19 protein-coding genes are annotated in these 17,463 nt (G+C 62.8%); 8 read left to right on the forward strand and 11 right to left on the reverse strand.

Going from position 1 to position 17,463, the window contains the following annotated elements:
- Positions 1–23: 23 nt before the first annotated feature.
- A complete protein-coding gene (locus R4P70_RS09275) occupies positions 24–1,130 on the forward strand; it encodes a winged helix DNA-binding domain-containing protein (protein WP_080910906.1) in 1,107 nt (368 codons plus the stop codon).
- On the opposite strand, the gene R4P70_RS09280 is transcribed toward R4P70_RS09275, so the two are convergent.
- Complete coding sequence (locus R4P70_RS09280) at positions 1,123–1,986, reverse strand: hypothetical protein (protein ID WP_003945080.1); 864 nt, start codon at positions 1,984–1,986, stop codon at positions 1,123–1,125. The two genes, R4P70_RS09275 and R4P70_RS09280, sit on opposite strands and share 8 nt — an antisense overlap.
- Complete coding sequence (locus R4P70_RS09285; protein ID WP_097388158.1) at positions 1,976–2,674, reverse strand: metallophosphoesterase; 699 nt, start codon at positions 2,672–2,674, stop codon at positions 1,976–1,978. The genes R4P70_RS09280 and R4P70_RS09285 overlap by 11 nt, the downstream gene beginning before the upstream one ends.
- A 71-nt stretch (positions 2,675–2,745) precedes the next feature.
- On the opposite strand from R4P70_RS09285, the gene R4P70_RS09290 reads away from it, so the two are divergent.
- Positions 2,746–3,330 (forward strand): suppressor of fused domain protein, encoded by a 585-nt coding sequence (locus R4P70_RS09290; protein WP_019749342.1) that lies wholly within the window; start codon positions 2,746–2,748, stop codon positions 3,328–3,330.
- 25 nt (positions 3,331–3,355) lie between these two features.
- On the opposite strand, the gene R4P70_RS09295 is transcribed toward R4P70_RS09290, so the two are convergent.
- Both R4P70_RS09295 and R4P70_RS09300 read right to left on the reverse strand, forming a co-directional pair.
- Positions 3,356–3,802, reverse strand: coding sequence for an SRPBCC family protein (locus tag R4P70_RS09295; RefSeq protein ID WP_007736117.1), 447 nt, complete (start codon positions 3,800–3,802; stop codon positions 3,356–3,358).
- A 133-nt stretch (positions 3,803–3,935) separates the two neighbouring features.
- The gene (locus R4P70_RS09300; RefSeq protein ID WP_019749341.1) at positions 3,936–5,006 is read right to left on the reverse strand and encodes a magnesium and cobalt transport protein CorA; all 1,071 of its coding nucleotides are present in this window, start codon (positions 5,004–5,006) and stop codon (positions 3,936–3,938) included.
- Positions 5,007–5,175: 169 nt separating this feature from the next.
- On the opposite strand from R4P70_RS09300, the gene R4P70_RS09305 reads away from it, so the two are divergent.
- The 4 genes from R4P70_RS09305 to R4P70_RS09320 all read left to right on the forward strand — a co-directional run bounded on the left by R4P70_RS09305 (position 5,176) and on the right by R4P70_RS09320 (position 8,591).
- Positions 5,176–6,030, forward strand: a complete 855-nt coding sequence (locus tag R4P70_RS09305) for a PHP domain-containing protein (protein WP_020908451.1) — start codon at positions 5,176–5,178, stop codon at positions 6,028–6,030.
- Positions 6,027–6,641 (forward strand): MarC family protein, encoded by a 615-nt coding sequence (locus R4P70_RS09310; RefSeq protein ID WP_164490628.1) that lies wholly within the window; start codon positions 6,027–6,029, stop codon positions 6,639–6,641. Before R4P70_RS09305 ends, R4P70_RS09310 begins: the two co-directional genes overlap by 4 nt.
- 3 nt (positions 6,642–6,644) lie before the next feature.
- Positions 6,645–7,019, forward strand: a complete 375-nt coding sequence (locus R4P70_RS09315) for a hypothetical protein (protein ID WP_020908450.1) — start codon at positions 6,645–6,647, stop codon at positions 7,017–7,019.
- Positions 7,020–7,397: 378 nt separating this feature from the next.
- Positions 7,398–8,591 carry an NADP-dependent malic enzyme gene (locus R4P70_RS09320; protein WP_003945072.1) on the forward strand — a complete coding sequence of 398 codons (1,194 nt, stop codon included), beginning with the start codon at positions 7,398–7,400 and terminating at the stop codon, positions 8,589–8,591.
- Positions 8,592–8,661: 70 nt separating this feature from the next.
- Here R4P70_RS09320 and R4P70_RS09325 read toward each other — a convergent pair whose 3' ends face one another.
- From R4P70_RS09325 to R4P70_RS09340, 4 genes are read right to left on the reverse strand one after another with little or no spacing between them, the layout of a single operon-like run.
- The gene (locus tag R4P70_RS09325) at positions 8,662–9,351 is read right to left on the reverse strand and encodes an ABC transporter permease (protein WP_003945081.1); all 690 of its coding nucleotides are present in this window, start codon (positions 9,349–9,351) and stop codon (positions 8,662–8,664) included.
- Positions 9,348–10,031 (reverse strand): ABC transporter permease, encoded by a 684-nt coding sequence (locus R4P70_RS09330; protein ID WP_019749338.1) that lies wholly within the window; start codon positions 10,029–10,031, stop codon positions 9,348–9,350. The genes R4P70_RS09325 and R4P70_RS09330 overlap by 4 nt, the downstream gene beginning before the upstream one ends.
- Positions 10,032–10,035: 4 nt before the next feature.
- Complete coding sequence (locus R4P70_RS09335; RefSeq protein WP_020908449.1) at positions 10,036–11,181, reverse strand: ABC transporter ATP-binding protein; 1,146 nt, start codon at positions 11,179–11,181, stop codon at positions 10,036–10,038.
- Positions 11,182–11,185: 4 nt separating this feature from the next.
- Positions 11,186–12,124 carry an ABC transporter substrate-binding protein gene (locus tag R4P70_RS09340; RefSeq protein WP_020970194.1) on the reverse strand — a complete coding sequence of 313 codons (939 nt, stop codon included), beginning with the start codon at positions 12,122–12,124 and terminating at the stop codon, positions 11,186–11,188.
- 203 nt (positions 12,125–12,327) lie between these two features.
- Between R4P70_RS09340 and R4P70_RS09345 the strand changes: the two genes are divergently transcribed.
- Complete coding sequence (locus R4P70_RS09345) at positions 12,328–13,212, forward strand: ABC transporter substrate-binding protein (RefSeq protein WP_317830703.1); 885 nt, start codon at positions 12,328–12,330, stop codon at positions 13,210–13,212.
- Between the two features lie 80 nt (positions 13,213–13,292).
- Here the strand turns inward: R4P70_RS09345 and R4P70_RS09350 are convergent, their stop codons facing one another.
- The 3 genes from R4P70_RS09350 to R4P70_RS09360 all read right to left on the reverse strand — a co-directional run bounded on the left by R4P70_RS09350 (position 13,293) and on the right by R4P70_RS09360 (position 16,699).
- On the reverse strand, positions 13,293–14,234 hold the full coding sequence (locus R4P70_RS09350; protein WP_019749334.1) for an alpha/beta hydrolase fold domain-containing protein: 942 nt from the start codon (positions 14,232–14,234) through the stop codon (positions 13,293–13,295).
- A 63-nt stretch (positions 14,235–14,297) separates the two neighbouring features.
- Complete coding sequence (locus tag R4P70_RS09355) at positions 14,298–15,128, reverse strand: SDR family NAD(P)-dependent oxidoreductase (protein ID WP_019749333.1); 831 nt, start codon at positions 15,126–15,128, stop codon at positions 14,298–14,300.
- Positions 15,125–16,699, reverse strand: coding sequence for a flavin-containing monooxygenase (locus tag R4P70_RS09360; protein ID WP_019749332.1), 1,575 nt, complete (start codon positions 16,697–16,699; stop codon positions 15,125–15,127). Before R4P70_RS09360 ends, R4P70_RS09355 begins: the two co-directional genes overlap by 4 nt.
- A gap of 71 nt (positions 16,700–16,770) precedes the next feature.
- Here R4P70_RS09360 and R4P70_RS09365 point away from each other — a divergent pair, with 71 nt between their 5' ends.
- A complete protein-coding gene (locus R4P70_RS09365) occupies positions 16,771–17,400 on the forward strand; it encodes a TetR/AcrR family transcriptional regulator (RefSeq protein ID WP_007736130.1) in 630 nt (209 codons plus the stop codon).
- The last annotated feature ends 63 nt before the right edge of the window (positions 17,401–17,463 follow it).

Here is a 17,463-nt window from a genome sequence, read left to right on the forward strand (position 1 = left end):
CCACGATCGTTGAGGAGTTGTCGATGGCTGCACTGATCACCGATCGCGAGCTCAACCTGGCGACTCTGGCGCGGCAGTTCCTGCTGCGGCGGGCCGAGGTCAGCGCGTTGGATGCGATCGAGCACCTGGCAGGTCTGCAGGCCCAGGCGCCGAATCCGCCCTACCTGGCACTGTGGGCGCGGCTGAAGAACTTTGCGGCAGAAGACCTCTCCACCCTTGTCGAGAAGCGCCAGGTGGTGCGGCTGGTTGCCATGCGGGGCACGGTCTTTGCTCTCTCGGCCGCCGATGCGGGTCCCTTCCGTGCCACGGTTCAGACGATCATGGAACGCGACCTCCACACCAACAGCACTCAGCGTGCGGCGCTCACCGGGTTGGATCTCGACGCGCTGGCGCAGGCGGGGCGTGACCTGGTAGCGGACGGGCCGCTTACTCAGATGCAGATGAGACCGATACTGGCAGAGCGCTTTCCCGGCCACGCGGCCGAGGGACTGGCGCACGGAGTTCGAGGGCTTCTGCCGATGGTGCAGGTCCCACCGCGAGGTCTGTGGGGACGATCCGGAGCGCCGGCACTGACGACCTTGGAGAATTGGCTTGGCGCAGAGGTGAGTTCAACTCCAGATCCCGACGCGATGGTGCTGCGCTATCTGGCTGCCTTCGGGCCCGCCAGCGTGAAGGATGCGCAAGCGTGGTCGGGGCTTACGAGACTCGCCGAAGTCTTCGAGAGGCTACGTCCCGGCCTGATCACCTTTGTCAACGCGAAAGGGGCCGAGGTTTTCGACCTGCCGGATGCGCCACGACCGACCTCCGGAACACCGCCGGTCAGAATCCTTGCTCCGTTCGACAACATCCTGCTCTCGCACGCCGACCGCTCGCGAATCATGGACGAGCAGTATCGAACTCGCGTCTTCACCGTCAACGGCATCATCAAGCCCGCCATCCTGGTGCGCGGAAAGGTGGTGGGATTCGCGACGGTGACGCCGGCCAAGGAGACCGTCGAGTTGAGCGCGACTCTGTTTGCGCAGCAACCGAAGACCGCGCTCGCGTCCATCGAGAAAGAAGCGCGTTCGTTGCTGAAGTTCATGCACCCGAAGATCCCGACCCGAGAGGTGCGGTTCGCTGTCGCTACGTAGCGGGCTTGTGCTTTCGCGGTGCTCGATCGCGTAGTTCGGCCACGATCTCGTCATTCCACATGTGCCGCCGCACCAGTCGGTACCGCTCCCGGGCGATCCACAAGTACGCCTCGGCGTCGGTGTGCTCGGGCAACATGTCGGCGCCCCGCAGCATTCGCACGACGGGGAGAAACTCCTCGCCGAACCAGCGCCGGGCGACCGTGTCTCGGCCGAGGAACTCGCCCTTTTCCTGCATGAGCCGAAAACCCCACGCCTCCACGCACTCACTGAGTTCGGCGTACTCCCACGGGTCGGTGACCTGGACAGCTTCGCGTTGCGAGCCCTGCAGCGGAACGCGAGTGAGGAAGAGTCGGCGATGGTCCTTGATGAGCAGATCGGCGCGCTGAGTGATGCCTTCCGGCGAGATGCGCGTGATGATCTCGGTGACGTACGCGTCGATTGTCTTCTGGTGCATCGCACACGCAATGGACACTCGGTGGTGTCCGTCGATCACGAAATGCATGGAGCCGACACGGTACAACTGAACGGGTGGCACCGATTCGCCGCGTCGTTGCGCCACCGCAAGTCGCTCCCAACGAGCGCGCGAATGAGTGGACGTCGGACGGAAGTACCTGTCGAAATCACCTGTGCGGTCGACACTTCCGACTATCGATTCGATGGTGACGACCTGTAGACCCAGAGACTTCTCACCAACCTTGCCGAGCGCTGCGACAACCTCGTCGAACGGCAGGATCGCGTTGACGTCGTCCGGTTCGCGTCGTAGCCAACTGACCAGACGGGCAACGTCGGCGCGTCGACGCTGACGAGCGAAGTCGTTTTCCGCGTCGGCTGTGGGAAATCCGGTGTCACGAGCCATGTCGGCGCCTCACGATCGTCGGCGGAGTACCTGGGGAAAACTCCATCAGCGTGAAGCCGACGGTATTGAGCACGATAGTCCGGCCTACCTCCAGATCGAGAGGTGTTCGCCCGTGCGGGTGGATGTGTCCGTGAATCATGACCGTCGGATCGAGGGTGCGGATCAAGGGGGTGAAGCATTCGAACCCACGATGTGGCCGATCCTCGGCGTCGCCGACACCGCGGGCGGGGCTGTGGGTGAGCAGCACATCCACGCCCGCCCGGCCGCCGGGAAGCCGCGATTGCCAGGCGTTTCGCCAGGTGAGCGAGCGGGCGCGTCGGCTCTGCTGGCGCTCGGACCACTGATTGGGACCCGTGTTGTATCGGATGGAACCACCGAGGCCCGCGATCCGCAGACCGGCGACGGTCACGATGCGTCCGTCGGCGTTGACTGCGCCGGTCGGGCCGGGCCACTGCGCCGGCATACCTGCCCGCATCCAACCGGATCTCTTGTTCGAATATCCGGACAGATCGACGTCGTGGTTTCCGGGAACGAACACGCACGGCGCATTCAGTTGGTCAGACAGGTACTCCAGATACGCAAACGGCAGGTCGCCCGCGCCGAGGATCACGTCGACTCCGAGTGAACGAACTTGACTGCTCCACAGGAATTCGACGGTCTCGTCGCTGACAGCGAGAACGGAGACCATTTCGACGACGCTACCGCCACCGCGAGGTATCTGCGCTGCGAACCTCGCGGGCACGGTGTTTAGATGGACGAGTGTCAGACAGCGTCGTATCTTCCGTCCGGGCCCATCTCGTCAGCAGCATCGAGGGGCCGGACCCCACCGCGGCCTCAGTGACGTTCCTCGGTGTCGAACCGCTGGACGTGCTGCGTTTCGAATCACCCGACGGCCTGGTCCGCTACGTCACACTGGGGTGCTCGCGTCATCCGATGGGCGACCCCAACGAACTGGTCGCAGACCCCACACGCGGTCCTCGCGCCGAGTTGGTGCTCACCCTGCGCGGTGGCACGGGTGTCGCGTCGGGTGTGGCCAGGACGCTCGCGGTGCTGGCTGCGGCGCCGTCCGTCGAAGGCGTCGTGCTGCTCGAGGACGCACTGTTGGACCTGGGCGAGCCGCTGTGGAAGGACACTGCGTTCACGGCGGTGCTTCTCGGTGACAGCGGGATCGCCGACCTGACGCTGCCGGAGCCGTTCGATCCGGTGCGCTTCCTTGGCGTGGTCCCCCTGACCGGTACCGAAGCCGCCTGGGTGCGTCTGCGCGGCGCGGAGGCCCTGCGGGAAGCGTGGACCGAGGCGGGGATCGACATTCGCGATCCGCACCGTTCCGCTGCCTCGCTCTAGCTGCGCCGGCGCTTTGTCCGTCAGATCATTCGGCGTGCACGAGGATGTCCGCCAAGTTCTCGAGACTTACCCGAACGGTCCGTGAAAATGCTTTCGTCACGATCGGGTCGGCCATCTTGCCGAATACGCCGCCGAGTCCGCTTTCGCTGTCGAGTCGGTAGGTGACCCGAGTGCCGTCACCGACTTCTTCGCATGTCGTGGTCTGCGAGAAGCTGACCGGACTTTCGACGGACGTCGATTTCGACGATCTCGGTGGGTCGTACTCGGTGAATTCGGATGTCCACTCGAGACGCTTGCCCAGGATTCTCGAGACACCGTGCCAACGGCTTCCCACGCCCATCGGGCCGTCGGTGATCTGTTTGCACTCGACCATCGAATTCTCCCAGTTGGGCCAGTTCTCGGCGACGGCGATGTACTCCCAGACGTCCTTGGGTGGCAACGCGATCTCTACAGACTGCTCGACTGTAGGCATGGTTGTTCCTCCATCTCTCCTGGATCTGAATTTGCTTGTCGCAAAATGAATTTCGGGAACGGAATGAAAATGCGTACCCATATCCATTGTCCGCCTGCGACGGTGGCAAGTACAGGGAGTCAGCGTGCGAGGTTCACAGCCAGTTGTTGCGACGGAAGAGAAAGAACAAGCCGACACACACCGACGCGATGAGGAACAGGATGGACTGATAGCCGTACTTGTAACCGAGTTCCGGCATGTTCTCGAAGTTCATTCCGTAGATACCGGCAACGCCCGTCGGCACGGCGGCGATAGCGACCCAAGCCGAGATCTTGCGCATGTCGGTGTTCTGTTGCACCGCGATCTTCGCGAGTGCGGCATCGACCAGAGAGCTCAACACCTCGTCGTATTCCGAGATACGTTCGGCCACGATCGTGTGGTGATCCCTTACGTCACGGAAGTATCGCCGGATCTCCTTCGGGACGAGGCCGCCCGCGGGCTGGGTCAGCTGGAGCAGTGGCAATCCGAGTGGAGTGACCGAGCGTCGTAGTTCGACGATTTCACGTTTGAGCAGGTAGATATGCTCGACGGCAACGGTGTTCCGCGGGTTGAACACCAACTCTTCCATGCTGTCGACGTCCTGCTCGACGAGTTGAATGACGGAGAGATAGCTGTCGACGACGTGGTCGGTGATCGCGTGCAGCACCGCGAACGGGCCCATGGCGAGACGCTCGGGATTCTGCTCGAGTGACTTGCGCACGCTTGCCAGTTCGGAGTGATCCCCGTGCCGGACGGTCACCACGAAGTCGGGACCGACGAACACCATGATCTCGCCGGTTTCGACGATCTCGCTCGCCGTCGCCACGGACTCGTGCGGTACGTAGACGACCGTGCGCAGCACCAGGAACATGACGTCGTCGTAGCGTTCGAGTTTCGGGCGCTCGTGTGCATGGACGGCATCCTCGACCATCAACTCGTGGAGTCCGAAAGTTGCTGCGACATCTTGCATCTGGCCTTCGTCGGGTGCATGCATGCCCACCCAGACGAACGCGTTGTCTCGACTACGGACCTCGGCCAACGCGGCGCGGTGCGTGTACTTGCCCGGCAACCGCACGCCGTCCACGTAGACCGCGCAGTCGACGATCGCGCGGGCTGCCGGAACGGGGATCTTGGGCGCATCGGCTTGCGTCGATTTGCCGTTCGACCAATTCGGCAGTGACGGCATGGTTGGCACGCTCGCTCCTTCTCGGTCTGTAGTGCAGTGGAACGGCAGGGGAACGGCACTGCAGCGACACGTGATCGAATTGCGCTGCCGCTGCGGCGTAATCGTACGTCAGCTTCCGGCTCGCCCACCGGAGCGCGATGAAGTTGCCGATTGCTGACACACTGGAACAGTGCGAATAGACCTTCACACCCACTCCAACGCATCGGACGGCACCGATACCCCGGCTGCCCTCATGCGCGCCGCAGCCGACGCCGGACTCGACGTCGTCGCCATCACCGATCACGACACGACTTCGGGCTGGGCCGAGGCGGCGCACGCCTTGCCGGCCGGCGTCAGCCTGGTTCGTGGGATGGAGATGTCGTGCGAAGGTCGAGGTGAGCGTGGTTGGCCGGTCGCTGTTCATCTTCTGGCGTACCTGTTCGATCCGACGCATCCCGAATTCGCCAAGGAACGTGAGCGACTGCGCGCCGAACGCGTCGAACGTATCCGGGTGATGACGACCATGATGGCGCGCGACGGTCTGCCCGTCGATCCCGATCAGATCTTGGCTGACGCCGGTCCGTCCGTCGGACGCCCGCACGTCGCAGCGGCCTTGATGCGAGCGGGAGTGGTGTCGAGCATCAGTGAGGCTTTCTCCGACCTGTTGTCCAGTCGAGGGCGATACGACGTTCCCAAGTACGACACTCCGCTCGAGTACGCCGTCGAACTGGTGGCAGCGGCCGGGGGAGTAACTGTCCTTGCGCATGGACGTGCCCGTTCGCGCGGCGGATTGCTTGCGCTCGACCACATCCGTGATCTGGCCGATCTGGGTCTCGGGGGTCTCGAAGTCGATCACCCGGACCATCGCAGCGACGATCGTGACGTCCTGCGCCGCCTGGCCGTCGACCTGGGCTTGGCAGTCACCGGATCCTCGGACTACCACGGCGAGAACAAGACGATCGGACTCGGCGACGAGCTCACGGACGAGGCCGAGTTCGACAAACTCGTCTCGGCTGCCACCGGCGTGGAGGTACTTGGGCGCTGATGCTCGACACCACGCTCTACCTCACCGTGTTCATCACGCTGTTCGTGATCATGGACCCGCCCGGAGTCATCCCGGTGTTCTTGTCACTGGTCGGCCGCAAGAGCCGTGAAGATCGCAACCGAGCGGCATGGCAGGCCCCCGCCGTCTCCCTTGCGGTCATCTCGGTCTTTGCCATCGGCGGTCAGGCGATACTCAACTACCTTCACATCGGCATTCCGGCGTTGCAGGGCGCAGGCGGATTACTGCTGCTTCTCATCGCACTCGAACTGCTGACCGGGAAGGCCTCCAACCGTCCGCAGGGAGCCGACGACGTCAACGTCGCACTCGTTCCTCTGGGAACGCCGATGATGGCCGGTCCCGGTGCAATTGCGGCTGTCATCGTCTTTGTCGCCCAGGCCGATGGTGAAGCGGCGTCGTATCTGGCGATCGCGTTGGCGATTCTGTCCATCCACCTCGTGCTGTTCGTGGTCCTGCGCTTCTCGACGGCACTGATCCGGATACTGGGTGAGGGTGGCATCAGCCTGCTGGCACGCATCGCCGGTCTTTTGCTCGCCGCCATCGCAGTTCAACTCATTGCGGAATCAGTCCGCGGATTCGTCGCGGGAGCGTAAGAGATGACATACGACGACAGGTACGAGGACGACTACCGGTACCAGGATTATCAGGACTATCAGTACGAAGACGATTACGACTATCCCGCCGACAAACGACAATGGCTGCTGGTTCGCGCTCTACGCGCCCTGAGCGGCACCGTGGCGGCCGGAATCGTGGTCTTGACACTCGTCATCATCGGTTCGGCATATCTGGGCGGCAACCGCGGATTCCCGGGTCCGGGAACAACGTCGATCACCGCGCACATTGCGGCCTCGGTGGTTGCTTTGGCCGCGCAGATCTGGTGCGACCGCAGGCGGGGTATCGCGGCGGTTGCCGGATCGGTGGTCGTGCTCGTGGTGGCGGGGCTGTTGTTGGTGACGCAGTGGTGGGGATGACTGGGTGGGAATGACGGCTCGGGTTCGAGTGTGGTGAGGAATCCGACCGCTTGGAGGATTTGATTGTGATCCGACTCTGGTGGCAAACTGGAGTTACTTCGAGGCGGCGCCACAGCCCGGCCCCGAAGTGCAGGTTTCGTCAGAATTTCTCCCGAAACCTAGATTGCATGGATACGCCAGGGCTCACCCGCCCCACACCATGACGCTTCGGATGTATTGCGGCCCACTTTCTCGCGCACGCCGAATGCTCTTCTTCTCAGTAGTCGTTCGCGGAAGAAATGATCTCTGACCGTTGTGAACGTAGTTTCGCAGCGGTCCGAAGGATTACTTCCCAGTAACCCAGCCCCGCTTGAGGCTGGACTAATCAGGAGTGTCATCGTGTCCCTCGTGACTGAAGCCATCAACGTACCCAAGGTCGAGTTGACCGACGAAGAAATCTTTGCCGCTCACGTCGGTGGCAAGCTCTCGGTCGAGACCACCGCGCCGCTCGATACGCAGCGGGCCCTCTCGATCGCCTACACGCCGGGTGTTGCTCAGGTGAGCCGCGCCATCGCTGCAGACGAAACCCTCGCCGATCGCTACACGTGGACCAACCGACTTGTCGTCGTGGTCAGCGACGGCACCGCGGTTCTCGGACTCGGCGACATCGGCCCCCGCGCGTCGCTGCCCGTCATGGAGGGCAAGTCGGCACTGTTCAAGAACTTCGCCGGACTGAACTCCATTCCGCTGGTTCTCGACACCAAGGATCCCGACGAGATCGTCGAGACGCTCATCCGTCTGCGCCCGAGCTTCGGCGCGGTCAACCTCGAGGACATTTCGGCGCCGCGTTGCTTCGAGATCGAGAAGCGCGTCATCGAAGCCCTCGACTGCCCCGTCATGCACGACGATCAGCACGGAACCGCCATCGTGGTCCTCGCTGCCCTCAAGGGCGCCGTGAAGGTTCAGAGCCGCGACATCACCACACTCAAGGTCGTCATCTCCGGCGCCGGTGCTGCGGGTGTTGCGTGCGCGAACATCCTGCTCGCCGCCGGAATCAGCGACGTCATCGTGCTGGACTCGAAGGGCATCATCTCGGGCGAGCGCAGCGACCTCAACGACGTGAAGGCAGAACTCGCGGCCCGCACCAATCCCCGCGACCTGCACGGTGGTGCCATCGAGGCTCTCGAAGGTGCCGACGTGTTCCTCGGTGTCTCGGCGGGCAAGATCCCCGAGGAGCTCATCGCTTCGATGGCTCCCGAGTCGATCGTGTTCGCGCTCTCCAACCCGGACCCGGAGATTCACCCCGAAACCGCGTCGAAGTACGCGGCGATCGTGGCTACGGGTCGCAGTGATTTCCCGAACCAGATCAACAATGTTCTCGCCTTCCCCGGTGTGTTCAAGGGCGCGCTCGACGCCGGCGCCCGTCGCATCACCGAAGGTATGAAGCTCGCTGCCGCCGAGGCAATCCTGTCGGTGGTCGGCGACGAGTTGGCGGCGGACAAAATCGTCCCCAGCCCACTCGACCCTCGCGTGGCACCCGCAGTAGCGGAAGCCGTCGCGGCCGCAGCGCATGCTGAGGGCGTGACCAGCTAAGAGGGACTACGAAAGCCCCGATCGGGACCCGCACACAAGGTTCCGATCGGGGCTTTTCGTGTGTACCGATCTACAGACGAGTGAGGTCGGGTGTTCGGCGCAGCCTGCCGGTCCCGGGAACCGATGCCCAGACCACCAGCGCCAGTAAGCCGTCCACGACCAGAGCCACAACCGCGACCAGAATTGCGCCGACGACCACTCGGTCGTACTTGTAGAGCGCGAGACCGTCGAAGATGTACCGGCCGAGGCCGCCGAGGTTGACGTAGGCGGCGACCGTTGCCGTGGCAATCACCTGCAGTGTCGCGTTACGCAGTCCGCCGAGAATCAATGGCAGCGCATTGGGTATCTCGACGCGGAAGAGCACTTGGAGTTCGGTCATACCCATCGCCCGCGCGGCCTCGACGACGCCGCGGTCGACGCTGGCAATTCCGGCGTACGTGCCGGCGAGTAGTGGGGGAATACCAAGGATGACGAGGGCGAGAATCGGCGGCATCACTCCCAGGCCCATGAGAAGAACAAGGAAGGTGAGCAGGCCGAGAGTGGGCAGTGACCGCAGTGCGTTGACCAGACTGACGACCACGATCTCACCGCGACGCAGATGGCCGATGAGTAATCCGATGGGCACCGCGATCACAGCCGAAAGCGCCACGGCCAGAACGCTGTACCAGAGGTGCTGGAGGATGCGGGTGCCGATTCCGGTGTCGCCGCTCCAATTTCCGGGATCGACGATGAAGTCCCAGGCTCCGGTGAAGATGCTCATACGGGTTCCCCCTCGGCAGCCACGACGGCGGGGACCTTCGACGAGGTCGATGTTCTGGTCCACGGGGTCAGGAATCGGCCGATCAGATACAGGATCAGGTCGAGCGCCAGGGCCAGCACGACAATCGCGATGATGCCGGCAACGATCTGGTCCGGGTAGTCGCGGTCGTAGCCCTGTTTGAACAGAACTCCCAGCCCGCCGATTCCGATCAGCGATCCGACCGAAACCAGCGAAATATTGGTAACGGCAATAACTCTGATGTTCGCGATCATCACCGGCAGTGCCAACGGCAACTCGACCGTCAGGGCGCGTCGTAGCGGTGTGAACCCGACGGCGGTGGAAGCGTCGATGACGTTGTCCGGCACCGAATCGAGTGCTTCGGGCACGGCCCGGATGAGCAGTGCTGTCGCATAGACGCTCAGTGCGATCACGACGTTGAGCGGATCAAGGGTCTTGAGTCCGAACAGTTGGGGGATGGTGACGAACAGCGCGAGCGACGGAATCGTGAACGCAATGCTCGCCAGGGTTAACGTGATTCGGCGCAGCCATCTGACGTTGCGGATCGCTGTTCCGACCGGAACGGCAATCAGGAGACCGATCAACAAGGGCAGCAGCGCCAGATACAGATGGGTCTTCGAGTAGTCCACGACCGTCGAGAAATTGTCGATGAGCCAGCGCATGCCGCTACGCCCCGAATCCCTCGGTGAAGGCGACTCGGTTGCGTTCCTCGTCCTCGCGTCGACGCTGATCTGCCAATTTCGCCACGACTTCGGACCCGAGGATCCCGCCGATGACCGCTCCCTCGCCGTCGACGGCAACGCCGATACCGGAAGGGGACGAGATTGCCGCATCGAGTGCTTGGCGTAGATCACCGCCGGGGGAGAACAACGAACCACCGGCCGACGTCGACTGCGCGAGAGTGCGTCCCGAGCGCAGGCCTTCGACGCCGGTCACGTCGATCCATCCCTGCGGACTTCCGCTGTCCGTGACCACGAGAACCCACTCGCCCAATTCGAGACGCAGAGCCTTCAATTCGTTCTCGACGGCCGTGCGTACGGGGTGCAACGGAACCTCGTCGGCAGCGCGGAACGACAATCCCCGATATCCGCGATCGCGTCCGACAAATCCGGCGACAAAATCCGTTGCCGGTGCGGCCAACACGTCGCGAGGCGCCGCAACCTGCTGAAGCCGCCCGCCGGGACCGAAGACGGCAATGTGATCACCGAGTTTGACTGCCTCGTCGATGTCGTGGGTGACAAAGACGATCGTCTTCTTCAGTTCGCTTTGAAGACGGAGCATTTCGGTCTGCAAATCCTCACGCACCACCGGGTCGACGGCGCTGAACGGCTCGTCCATCAACAGGATCGGCGGATCGGCAGCCAATGCACGCGCAACTCCCACACGTTGTTGCTGCCCACCCGAGAGTTGCCCGGGATAGCGGGTGGCAAGGGAGATGTCCAGACCGACTCGTTCGAGTACCCCCAACGCGGCTTTGCGCGCTGCGCGGCGGGACTCACCGCGCAGTACCGGAACCGTTGCGACGTTGTCGATCACGGTGCGGTGCGGAAGCAAGCCGGCGTTCTGGATGACGTACCCGATGCCGAGACGCAGCTTCACCGCGTCGGTCTGGGCGATGTCACGACCGTCGACGAAGATCTTGCCCGACGTCGGTGTGATCATCCGGTTGATCATGCGCATCGACGTCGTCTTGCCGCACCCGGACGGCCCCACGAACACCGTGAACGACTCGGCCTCGATGGTGAGATCGAGACGGTCGACGGCGGTGGTGCCGTCCGGATACTGCTTGGTGACGCCCTCGAAGGTGATCACGTGACTACGAGACCGGCTTGTCGAGGCCCTGCGCCGTCACCCACGCCTTGGCCGCCGCTGCCGGCTCCGTCTTGGTGTCGCCGGACACCTGGACGTTGAGTGCCAACAACTCTTCGGTGGTGAGCTTGGCGGACACCGCATCGAGGACTGTCTTCAACTTGTCGGAAGACTTCGACGCGCGCAGCACCGGCACCACGTTCTGAGCCGGGAAATTGTTCTTCGGGTCTTCGAGAACCACGAAGTTGTTTGCCGGGATGGAGGCAGACGTCGTGAAGATGTTTGCCGCGGTAATGTCCCCGGACGAGAGAGCCTTCACTGTTGCCGGTCCGCCGCCGTCGGCGATCGGGACGAAGTTGGCTGCCGAGATGTCGAGGCCGTAATTGGACTTCAAACCGGGCAATCCGGCTGGACGTTCCTGGAACTCGGCGGGAGCGCCGAACTTGACCTCGGCGGAATGCGGAGCCAGATCGGCGATCGTCTTCAGGTTCCACTTGTCAGCGGTTTCCTTCGTGACGACGACGGCGTCCTTGTCCTCGGCGGATGCAGGCGTCGCAATTGCCAATTCCGACCCGAGAGCTGCGGGAAGAGCAGCGAGGACGTCAGCGGAGCTGGTGGCCGTGCTGTCGGGATCCAAGTACTGCAGGAGATTTCCCGTGTAATCCGGAATGACGCTGATCGACCCGTCCTTGAGCGCCGGAATGTACGCCTCACGGCTGCCGACGTTGAACGACGTGGACACATCGAACCCGTTGACACGCAGTGCTTCGGCGTAGATGTTGGCGATCGTCTCGGATTCGGTGAAGTTGGCGGAGCCGACGACGATCGCGTTGGGATCGCTGTTGGAGTCACCGTCACTGCTACCGCACGCTGTCAGTGCAGTGAGAGAGACAACGGTTGCCGCGGCTACGAGCCAACGGTTGGAACGAAATCGTGAGGTGCGCATGAGCGTCCTTCCGGTTTTTCGGGCGTCCCGTGTTTCGGGCGTCGGAAACCATCCCCTTGTGGCGAAGCCACCCGAGTGGCTTCGACGGCGCCGCCACCGAGTGGCTGCGTCAGGACTGGTTACCGCGCATCGCCCGACAAGTGTAACGATAGGTACCGACATGGCACGGTTTTCGATCCATGGGATTGGATGTGAGGATTTCGGTGAAGAGCACACGCACGAAGTATTCGACTGTTGTTGCAGCACTGATGGTCCTGCCAATTCTCAGCGGATGCGCAAACGGTGATTCGGTGGTAGAGAGCGCCGGAGCGGAGTCTCGTGACCAGATCGTGGTGGCTGCTGACACATCAGTGGAGAGTTCGGTGTTGGCCGAGGTGTATTCGACGGTCCTCTCATCCTCCGGTCTGTCGGCTCGCGTCGAATCGGTGGGTGGAGGCAGAACCCAATCACTCGAGGCTCTGGACGCAGCGCGAGTCACCTTGGTGCCCGAGTTCACCGGTGCGCTGCTCGATCACTACGACCCGTCATCCCGGGCCCGCAAGGCCGACGACGTCTTCGAAGCCTTGAGTCGCTCTCTGCCGGAGGGTCTTTCGGTCTCCGACTATGCGATGGCCGAAGATCGTGCGGTCCTCGCACTCGACACCGCATACGCACAGTCGTTGGGAGCGAAGACGATAGAAGCCTTTGCTCCTTCGTGCGCCGCGGCGACGCCGCTCGTCTCCGCGAGATTCGTCGAGGACGGGGCAGTGGAACAATTGGCCGAGGGCGCCGAGTGTGTCTTCGCCGGTGTCGATCAGGCAACGCCGGCAGACGTACCCGGTGCACAGGTATTCGGAACCACGACGCTGTCAGCGCTGGCACAATCCGATGCCGTCACAGTGCTCGCTGATTCGAATCACGTTCTGGCTGCGCAGAATGTCGTTCCGCTCTTTCGAGCGGGCGCACTGGGAGATTCGGCTGTCAAGGCGCTCAGCGTCGTTGCGGGTGAACTGTCCACCACCGATCTCGCCGCAATGATCGAGCAGGTGCGGACCGGCAAGGCGTCAGCCTCGGAAGTGGCACGAACCTGGTGGGACACCCGTCAGTGACATGGACGGAGTGGGCCACCCGTCAGTGACATGGACGGAGTGGGCCACCCGTCAGTGACATGGACGGAGTGGGCCACCCGTCAGTGACTGTTCGATCCCACTGCTGAACTCGAATCATCCTTGGCACGAATCAGTTTCGATGCGATGAACTGGCCGAGGTCGGCAACGGCGTCTGCTGCTTCCTTCACCAGTGACGCCTGTGCGTGAGCCACGTGCCACAGTCGCGCGTACTCCACCAGGGACACGTCGACGCCGGCAGCGGAGAGCTTGTCGGTGAACGTCATGATCTGCGGGTAGAGGACCTCCTCGGAACCGACGTGAATCCTGGTGGGCGGCAACCCGTCGAGCTTGCCGTGCATCGGCGCGTAGCCAGGATCAGTACGGTCGCCGCCGGCAAGGTAAGCGTCGGCGGCATCGAAGGACCAAGCTGTGTTGACCACCAGGTCGGCCTTTTTGGTGGCACCCCGATCGCCGGGATCGACCCACGGCGAGATCAGTGCGAGCGCGCCGGGGGTCACGCCGTGACGCTCGATCAGACGCAGAGCGGTCGCCGCGGCCAAACCGCCACCGGCCGAATCGCCGGCAATGGCAACGCGGTCTTCCGAATAGTCGAACTCGGTGACCAACTGCATGAAGGCAGAGACCGCGTCGTCGAGAGCGGCGGGATACGGATTCTCCGGCGCGAGACGGTAGTCCAAGGTGAAGACCGCACTGGACGACTCACGGGCGAGATGAGCTGCGAGAGAACGGTGTGTGGCCAGCGAACCCAGCGTGTACGCCCCGCCATGCAGGTAGAGAACTGCGGTGGGGCGCTCGGTTGCGCCGACGGTGATCTTCTCAGCCGGTCGGCAAGCCAGCTCCAGCGGGCGCACGACGGCGCCCGCTGGAACCTGCTGTAGCGGTGCCCCGGCCTCGAGCAGCAGACGTTGAATCCGATACGGCAGCCGCGAGTTGAAAGCCAGACGGAAGTACGGCTTCAACAAGAATGCGACCACGGGCAGCGGAAGGGTGAACGTGCTCACCGGCAGGGCTCCTGACTCTTTATGCGAACTGCGCTGTGAAACGAACGACGCTGTGAAACGAACTCAGCTGGACTTGGGCATCATTCGGCCGGCGACGATCGCGACGATGCGCTGGTAGCCCGATCCTACGAGGCGAACCCAGGCGTCGAGTGCGATTGCGTCCATCCCGATGAGAACTCGCGGCTTGCTCTTGCGAACACCGTTGACGATCGTCTTGGCGGCGTCCTCCGGAGTGGTGCGCGCGAGCTTGCGGTCGAAGAACTCGGAGAAGACCGCAAGATCTTCGCCCGGGCCTGCGGTGGCGTTGCGTGCGATGGCGGTCTTGATTCCGCCCGGGTGCACACAGGTCACCTTCACCGGGTGCTTGGCGATCAGCATTTCCTGGCGAAGCGACTCGGTGAAACCGCGAACGGCGAACTTGGCCGAGTTGTAGGCGCTCTGACCCGGCATCGACAGCAGACCGAAGAGGCTCGACACGTTCACGATGTGCCCGTCACCGGAGGCGATGACGTGGGGAAGGAATGCCTTGGTGCCGTTGACAACTCCCCAGAAGTCGACGTCCATGACACGTTCGAAGTCCTTGAACTCGGACTTCTCGAAGGTGCCGTGGTACGCGATTCCGGCGTTGTTGTAGATCTGGTTGACCTTGCCGAAATGGGCGACAACCGCGTCGGCGTACTCGAGAACCGCCTCGCGCTGGGTGACGTCGAGATGGTCCGACTTCACCTCGGCGCCGATGGCCTCCACCAGACGTGCTGTCTCGGCGAGCCCGACGGTGTCCACGTCGGAGATCGCCAACTTGGCGCCCTGGCCGGCCAGGTTCAGTGCGAGTGCGCGACCGATGCCCGATCCCGCTCCGGTGATGACTACGACCTTGCCTGCAAAATCACTCATTGTGCTACTGCCTTCTCGTCGTCGAGGTCGATCTGTGAAGTGGTCGCGGTGCCGACGGCGCCGAGATCCGAGGTGGCGACGCTGCGGTATGCCGCGAGGTCGAAATGCTTGGTGGCATTGCGGAACTGGAAGGTGAAGCCAGGCCACAGGGTGGTGTTGTTTCCGTGCTTGTCCATGTACCAGCTGGCGCAACCGCCGTTGTTCCACACGCTCTTGGACATAGCTGCCTGCAGGTCCTTGTTGTACTTGTCCTGCTTGTCCTTGCGCACCTCGATGGTGCCGATGTCGTACTTGTCGATGGTGGCGATCGCGTCGACCAGGTAGTTGATCTGCGACTCGATCATGAAGACCATCGACGAATGTCCGAGGCCGGTGTTGGGGCCGACCAGGAAGAACATGTTGGGGAAGTTGGCAACTGCGGCGCCCTTGTATCCCTGCATGCCGGTCTCTTCGAAGACCTCGGCGAGCGAGCGTCCGTCCTTGCCGAAGATTCCCGCGAAGGTGGGGGAGTCGGTGACGTGGAATCCGGTCGCCACGACGATGGCATCGATCTCACGGGTGGTGCCGGTCTTCGAGACGATCCCGTTGGCGGTGACCTCCTCGATGCCTTCGGTCACCAGGTCGACATTGTCCTGGGCGAGGGTGGGGAAGTAGTTGTTCGAGATCAGCATGCGCTTGCAGCCGATCTGGAAGTTGGGCATGACCTTCTTACGAAGATCCTTGTCCTTGATCTGAGCCTTCAGGTGACGCTCGGCGGCGAACTGCAGCGGCTTCATGAAGACCGGCGCCTTGGCCAGGCCGACGACCTGCGTCTCTCGCATCCAGTAGATACCGGTGCGGCACAATTTCTGGAAGCCGGGAAGGTACTTGAACGCGAGGTGCTCGATCTTGGTGTACTCGCGGTCTGCGCGGGGCAGGATCCACGGCGCCGTGCGCTGGTACACGTCGAGGTGTGAGACCTTCTTGCCGATAGCGGGCACGATCTGGATGGCGGAGGCGCCGGTTCCGATGACGGCCACGCGCTTGCCCGTCAGATCGGCATCGTGGTTCCAGCGCGAGGAGTGGAAGATCTCGCCCTTGAAGCCGTCGATGCCCTTGATGTCCGGGAGTGAAGGCTCACACAGTGCGCCGACGGCCGAGACGACGATCTTTGCGACGAATTCACCCTTGTTGGTGCTGACGTGCCACTGAGCCGACGACTCGTCCCAGCGGGCGGAGAGAACGTCGCAGTCGAAAATGTGCTTGTCGAGCACCTTGTGGCGGTTGGCCACCGACTGGATGTACTTGTAGATCTCGGGCTGGGTGGAGAAGGAGCGCGTCCACTCCGGATTGAGTGCAAAAGAGTACGAGTACAAATGCGACGGCACGTCACACGCGGCGCCCGGGTAGCTGTTGTCACGCCAGGTTCCACCGACGTCGTTGCCGCGCTCGAGAACGACATAGTCGGTGATGCCGGCCTGTGCCAGTTTGATCGCCGCACCGAGACCGGCGAAACCGCTGCCGATGATCAGTGTGCCGACGTGGCGAGTATCCGCGGCAGGTGCTGAGGTATCTGTAACTGGAAGACTCATGTAGGGAACGATATGCCTTTATTGAGTCACGGTCAATAGCTTATTGACGGATATTCAGTAGTCTATTGGGCATGGACGCAGTAAAGCGAACGCGGCTCGACCCTGCGCAACGCCGAGCGCAACTCATCGACCTCGGGGCGCGCATGCTGGCCGAACGGCCGCTCGAGCAGATTTCCGTCGAGGACATCGCCGATCAAGCGGGGGTGTCGCGTGGGCTTCTGTTCCACTACTTCGCGTCGAAAAGCGAGTTCCATCTCGCCATCGTCCGACACAGCAGTGAACAGATGCTCCAGCGCACGGAGCCGAGCGAGTCGGACGATCCGATGCTCACCCTCCGATCGGTGCTGGCGTCGTACGTCGACTACGTGACCGAGAACCGCAATACCTACGTCTCGCTGCTCCGGGGGACCGCCAGCGGGGATCCGCAGATGCGTGAGGTGTTCGAGCAGACTCGCGACATCATGGCCAAGAGAACCCTCGATCAGCTCCCCAAGATCGGCCTGACTCGAACGCCTCAGGTGGAGTTGGCCGTTCGAGGTTGGATCGCGTTTGTCGAGGAAGCCACCATCAGTTGGCTCCGCGCGCCCGCAATCACCCGCGAGGAACTGATCGACCTGACGGTTCAGTCGTTGCCCGCGTTGGCACTGGCCGCCGTCGGCTTCGATGCCGGGCCGGATCTGGGTCTGCTGCAATCGAATTGACGTGAACGCAGAAAGACCGGGCCCCACACTCCTTGCGGAATGTGGGGCCCGGCCTTTGGGTAC

Source organism: Rhodococcus sp. IEGM 1241, assembly GCF_033142365.1.
Classification (GTDB): domain Bacteria; phylum Actinomycetota; class Actinomycetes; order Mycobacteriales; family Mycobacteriaceae; genus Rhodococcus_F; species Rhodococcus_F erythropolis.

Coding starts and splice junctions, on each gene's coding strand:
- R4P70_RS09275 (WP_080910906.1), top strand. CDS start 24: ATGGCTGCACTGATCACCGATCGCGAGCTCAACCTGGCGACTCTGGCG.
- R4P70_RS09280 (WP_003945080.1), bottom strand. CDS start 1,986: ATGGCTCGTGACACCGGATTTCCCACAGCCGACGCGGAAAACGACTTC.
- R4P70_RS09285 (WP_097388158.1), bottom strand. CDS start 2,674: ATGGTCTCCGTTCTCGCTGTCAGCGACGAGACCGTCGAATTCCTGTGG.
- R4P70_RS09295 (WP_007736117.1), bottom strand. CDS start 3,802: ATGCCTACAGTCGAGCAGTCTGTAGAGATCGCGTTGCCACCCAAGGAC.
- R4P70_RS09300 (WP_019749341.1), bottom strand. CDS start 5,006: ATGCCGTCACTGCCGAATTGGTCGAACGGCAAATCGACGCAAGCCGAT.
- R4P70_RS09315 (WP_020908450.1), top strand. CDS start 6,645: ATGACATACGACGACAGGTACGAGGACGACTACCGGTACCAGGATTAT.
- R4P70_RS09325 (WP_003945081.1), bottom strand. CDS start 9,351: ATGAGCATCTTCACCGGAGCCTGGGACTTCATCGTCGATCCCGGAAAT.
- R4P70_RS09330 (WP_019749338.1), bottom strand. CDS start 10,031: ATGCGCTGGCTCATCGACAATTTCTCGACGGTCGTGGACTACTCGAAG.
- R4P70_RS09340 (WP_020970194.1), bottom strand. CDS start 12,124: ATGCGCACCTCACGATTTCGTTCCAACCGTTGGCTCGTAGCCGCGGCA.
- R4P70_RS09355 (WP_019749333.1), bottom strand. CDS start 15,128: ATGAGTGATTTTGCAGGCAAGGTCGTAGTCATCACCGGAGCGGGATCG.
- R4P70_RS09360 (WP_019749332.1), bottom strand. CDS start 16,699: ATGAGTCTTCCAGTTACAGATACCTCAGCACCTGCCGCGGATACTCGC.
- R4P70_RS09365 (WP_007736130.1), top strand. CDS start 16,771: ATGGACGCAGTAAAGCGAACGCGGCTCGACCCTGCGCAACGCCGAGCG.